This window comes from Shewanella sp. AS16, assembly GCF_021412365.1.
GTDB lineage: Bacteria > Pseudomonadota > Gammaproteobacteria > Enterobacterales > Shewanellaceae > Shewanella > Shewanella salipaludis.
In genome coordinates this window covers 1-5,578 of the sequence record NZ_JAKCLK010000020.1, presented here as the reverse complement: position 1 = coordinate 5,578, position 5,578 = coordinate 1, and the positions used below count along the sequence as shown (strand labels likewise).

Annotated in this window: 2 protein-coding genes; both read right to left on the bottom strand. The window is 56.1% G+C overall.

What is annotated here, in order from left to right:
• Positions 1-4,683 (bottom strand): cadherin-like domain-containing protein (locus tag LZP73_RS19045; RefSeq protein ID WP_326490364.1); only part of this gene is annotated, 4,683 nt, incomplete at its 3' end.
• The gene (locus tag LZP73_RS19040; RefSeq protein WP_234236488.1) at positions 4,680-5,072 is read right to left on the bottom strand and encodes a hypothetical protein; all 393 of its coding nucleotides are present in this window, start codon (positions 5,070-5,072) and stop codon (positions 4,680-4,682) included. The genes LZP73_RS19040 and LZP73_RS19045, both read right to left, overlap by 4 nt.
• Between the last annotated feature and the right edge of the window lie 506 nt (positions 5,073-5,578).

Below are 5,578 nucleotides of genomic sequence, written 5' to 3'. Positions count from 1 at the left end.
ATCCGTGTAGCTGGCAACGACACTGATACTGGCACCGACATCGGCATCCAACAGCAAATAGCTGCTGCCGGTGGCGCCGCTGATATTGCTGCCATCGCGCAGCCATTGATAGCTGATGGCACCCAAACCATCGGCATCGCCTAAGGTATTGCTCGCCGTTAAGCTTTGATCCTCAATGGCGCTGCCTGTGATTGTCACCGCGCCGGTGGGCGCGTCGTTGACATTAGTCACGGCGGCTGTAGCGCTGGAAGTCACGCTCTCGGCTGTGCCCTGGTTATCCGTGTAACTGGCAACGACGCTGATGCTGGCACCGACATCGGCATCCAACAGGGTGTAGCTGCTACTGGTGGCTCCCGAGATATTGCTGCCGCCCCGCAACCATTGATAGCCGATGGCACCCAAACCATCGGCGTCGCCTAAGGTATTGCTCGCCGTTAAGCTTTGATCCTCAATGGCGCTGCCGGCGATGCTGACACTGCCTGTGGGCGCATCGTTGACATTAGTCACGGCGGCGGTGGCGCTGGAAGTAACGCTCTCCGCCGTGCCCTGGTCATCCGTGTAGCTGGCAACGACGCTGATGCTGGCACCGACATCGGCATCACTCAGCAAGTAGCTGCTGCCGGTGGCGCCGCTGATATTGCTGCCGCCACGCAGCCATTGATAGCTGATGCTGCCGAGGCCATCGGCGTCGCCTAAGGTATTGCTCGCCGTTAAGCTTTGATCCTCGATGGCGCTGCCTGTGATGCTTACCGCGCCGGTGGGCGCATCGTTGACGTTAGTCACGGCGGCTGTGGCGCTGGAAGTAACGCTCTCCGCCGTGCCCTGGTCATCCGTGTAGCTGGCAACGACGCTGATGCTGGCACCGACATCGGCATCCAACAGGGTGTAGCTGCTACTGGTGGCTCCCGAGATATTGCTGCCGCCCCGCAACCATTGATAGCTGATGCTGCCGAGGCCGTCGGCGTCGCCTAAGGTATTACTCGCCGTTAAGCTTTGATCCTCGATGGCGCTGCCGGCGATGCTGACACTGCCGGTGGGCGCGTCGTTGACGTTAGTCACGACGGCTGTGGCGCTGGAAGTGACGCTCTCGGCTGTGCCCTGGTTATCCGTGTAGCTGGCAACGACGCTGATGCTGGCGCCGACATCGGCATCGCTCAGCAAATAGCTGCTACTGGTGGCGCCGCTGATATTGCTGCCGCCCCGCAGCCATTGATAGCTGATGGCACCCAAACCATCGGCGTCGCCTAAGGTATTGCTCGCCGTTAAGGTTTGATCTTCAATGGCGCTGCCTGTAATGCTGACCGCGCCGGTGGGCGCGTCGTTGACGCGATTGATTGAGATGCTGAAGCTTTGCCCTGTGAGGCTGGCCGTGCCGTCGCTTAAATCAAAGGTTAAGCTGTCGGAGCTGGTCTCGCCGCCGTCATGCACATAATGCAGCTTGGCATCGTCGATATCTTGTTGGGTGAAGTTATCGCTGAGTGCCAGTGCTTCACCGTCGTCCAAGGTGTCGTTGTTGTTGCTATCGACAAACAGGGTACCGTTGCTCGGCGCCGTGGTGATGTTGAAGCCGAGCTCGGCCGGGCTGTTTTCGGCATCGGCCGCCGCCAGCAAGCCGCTGCCGATAGTCGCAGTTGCCCCTTCGTTCAAGGTTAAGCCTGTGTTGGTGGCTATTGTCGGTGCAGTATTGAGCGTGGTGACTGTCAGGGTGAAGCAATGATCTGTGGTATCTGTGCCATCACTGGCCACCAAACAGATGGCTTGATCACCGCCGTCACCGCTGCCCGGGGTGCCGTTCAGTATGGTTTTTGGGGTAGTGACCTTACGGATAGTCTGGTTGTTGCTGTCTCCGACATAGAGATCGTCATTTGCATCTATGCTGATGCCGTAAGCACCATTGAAATAGGCGTCGTTGCCTATACCGTCAGCATTGCCTGGCACTCCCTGTCCTGAAGAGCCCGTGGTGCTACTTATGCCGCCGGCCGGGGTGCTGACATTGCCATCGGTACCAATTTTACGAATGATTTTGCTGCCGTAATCGACCACATAGAGATTGCCTGTGCTGTCTCTGGCAATGCCGGTGGACTGGAAAAATTCGGCATCGGCCGCCGGGCCATCTGCATAGTAGCAAGTGCCGTTGCCGGCCAGGGTGGAAACCTGGTTGTCGGTATCTATTTTACGTACCCGGCAGCCAGTATATTCGGCGACGTAGATATTGCCGCTGCTGTCCAGGGTAATGCCATTGGGTTTATTGAATTTTGCCACACTGGTGCCATCGCCGTCGGCGTAGCCAAACCCGATACCCGCAACCAGGGAAACTGTGCCATTGGCGGCTATTTTGGTCACCTTATGGCTGCCCCATTCGGCCACAAAAATATTCCCGCTGTCGTCGACGGCAATACCGCGCGGTCTATCCAGGCTGGTGCCTGTTACCGTGGTGACATTACCCGAGGTGTCGATTTTGCGGATCAGGTTATTGCCGTGATCGGCCACATAGACGACACCACTGCTGTCGACGGCGACGGCATAAGGTCTATTGAATGTGGCACTGGTGCCATTGCCGTCGGCACTCCCAGCCACACCAGAGCCTGCCAAGGTAGTGACATTGCCTGTGCTGTCGATTTTGCGAATGCTGTTATTGTTATAATCCGCCACATAAACGTTGCCATTACTGTCGGCGGCCACGCCATAAGGTTTATAGAACCTGGCCTCGTCCGCTGCACCGTTGACAAAGCCGGATAATCCCGTCTGGCTGCCAGCAAATCTGCTCACCACGTAATCCGTTTGCGCCGACAGACTCAGCCAGCTCGGCAGGCTGTAGCCGTCTTTTACCGACCAGGTGATGTTGTCACCTTCGGCATCCAAGGCCGTCACCCTATAGCTGTATTCCGTGTCTTGGGTGGCATCCGTGGTGGCAGTGGAGGTTATCTGCGGCGCATCGTTGACTGCGGCCACTGTGACACTGATATCTTGGTTGGCGCTGGTGCCGCCGTCGCCGTCGTTTACTGTGACTCTGATATTTCTGCTGCCTGTGGTGGGCGCATCCGTGTCGCTGTTTTGATAGGTGATCGCCTGTGCCAGTGTCTGGACATTGGCCGGGGTGGCGTTGACATCGAAATTGACCAGCAGATTGTTGCCTGCGGCTATGTTGTTACCCAAGGTGCCTATTACAGTGCCGCCGACCGACACGTTGGAACCGGCCGTGATACCGGATAAGGCAACAGTGCCCGAGGTATTCAGGCCCAGGATGTCTTCGGCGGCATCTTTGCCCGAGGTGATGCTCACCGTCAGGTTACCCAAGTTGAAGTCGCTGCTGTCACTATCGCTCAGCGTCAGCGCTGCGCCCTGATCCAGCAGGGTTGCCGCATCACCTTCGGTGAAGGTGAAGCTGTCGCCGCTGAGGTTCCCAATGATGGGGGCTACATTGGTTGCATTGACAGTGATGGCAAAGGTCTTCTGAAAGCTGTCGATACCGTCACTGGTTTGGAGGCAGACATTATAGCTGCCGGCCGCCAGGCTGTTGCCTGTCTCAAGTTCGTCGTTGACATTGTCTAACTGGAAGCTGGCATTGTCGTCATCGCCGGATGCGCCGCAGCTGCCTGAGCCTGATGCGCCATCGCTCACCAAAGTATAAGTATGGATATCGGCGCCATCTGCGTCTGTGCTGCCGAGGTTACCTATGACTGCAGCCGCTCCGGTCGAGATATCGTCGATTGCGGCGTTATCCAGGCTGATATTGGTTGGCGCATTGTTCGCCGTGGTGAAATCGACCTTGATCACCGCCGCCTGCGCGTTGGGTATAGTTGCATTATCCTGAGCGACGACATACAAGTCATAGGCGGTATTGCCGGACAAACTACTGAATGCCTGGCTGCCGCTCGTTCCCGCTGTGGTGAAGTTGCCACTGGCCAGCGCCGCAGCGCCGCCGCTGTCCTGGCCATTTTTCACCTGGGCAACGCTGGGGGCACCGGCACCATTGGCCAGCACCACAAAATAAACTGTGCCGTCTTCGTCCAGATCGGCGGAAACGGTCGCCCCCGAGGTGGTAACAGAGCCGACGGCAGGGGTGGCGTTCTGAAATATGGGTGGAGTTGTGTCTATGAGGCCGAATCTACAGTCTCTGGCGGCGATGACACAGACGCCATTGGCCACAATGACAGCTTGGGAGGTGGAAAAAGTGGCATTGGTCAGGTTGTTGTTACAGCTCACCCAAGTATCGCGTTCATGAACAGTGAGTTTATGCACTGGGTTATCTGTCACACAGGTATATTGATGGGTCGCCGTTACCCCGGAAAATTTCGTTTTGTTGGCGTTTAACACGGCAAAGGTTTTCCTGCCCTGGGGATCGTCCAGATACTGGCCGGAGAGGGCCGCAGCATGTTTTGCATCGCCCTGGAGCAGCAAGCCTTGCCGGCGCAAAAACGCCATGGCGTCGGCTGGGTCGCTCGGCAGAGCTTGGCGTTGGCTTTCCATGCCCCCGAATGCCGCGAAGGGGCTGGTCTTGGGTGTTTCGGCCTGCTCGGCTGTTGCCATTGTGCCGGTGAACACGGCATGTTGTCGTCCGCTGCGGCTGCGGGAGACACTGGCCGAACGCACCGAGGCTATGGCTGGCTGGGCCAGCAGCAGGGCCGGCAGGAGTATTTGCAGGCCGGTTGCGCCTTTGGTCTTCTTGTTGGGCTGCCTCATGCTTTGTCCCTCGATTGCGCCAGTGCCGGAAAGCAAAAATGGGTTAACAGGTCAAAATCCAAGTCACAACTAGAGTCACTGTCATAGGTCTGAGCGTCATTGCCAACAAGCAACAGGAGGTCGGGAATATCGGCCCCGGGTTTTAGCCATGCCTGTTTGAGCCTGTTCCTAAGCTCATTTCCATGTTGGCATGTGTGAACTTGGGCAGAAGGTCCCAATGTCGGGCCGTCGCCGTGCATTGGCATTGGTATCGGCTTGTGGGTTTGAGAGAGGCTAAAGGCCAGGGAAATATCCGGAAATGACAGGCATTCCTGTGAGTCTGGTAAATATTGGATGTTGAGATTCGGTGCTTGTTCGAGCCTCTTTAAACCTACATGTCCATGTAACATAAGGCTCTATTTCCCTGTTTGCAGTTGAATTTGAAGTTGAATTAGCCAGATGGGATGAATCCTGATCTACTTCAGTTTAGTCATGTAATTCGAAAAACTCTTTAGTGGCAGATATTTATTTGTGGAATGCCCAGATTTTAATGGAATCTATCCAGCTGTTAATCTCAAGGGAAGCACTGGAAAACACTATGTATATAATCAGCTTCAGTATCGCCAACACTTAATAACGGGTTAATCAGGCGTTGCTCGCTGAGGGATTGAATGAGTATTAAGTTCAGCCATTGTTATGCATGAAATAAAGTTTTTGTATCCAAGCAGCGAGTCAAATAAAAAGGCGAGGAAAACCTCGCCTTTTTGCTTTTATTTAAGCTTCTCGCTTTGACTTGAAGACTCTGCGTCTGATGAGCGCCAAACCGCCGAGCAGCAGGCCAAGCACGCCGGCCGCGCCGCCGTTCGACTCATTGTCAACCACCACGGCCCCGGCCTTGACCGTGATCAGCACCCGG

Coding starts and splice junctions, on each gene's coding strand:
- LZP73_RS19040 (WP_234236488.1), bottom strand. CDS start 5,072: ATGTTACATGGACATGTAGGTTTAAAGAGGCTCGAACAAGCACCGAAT.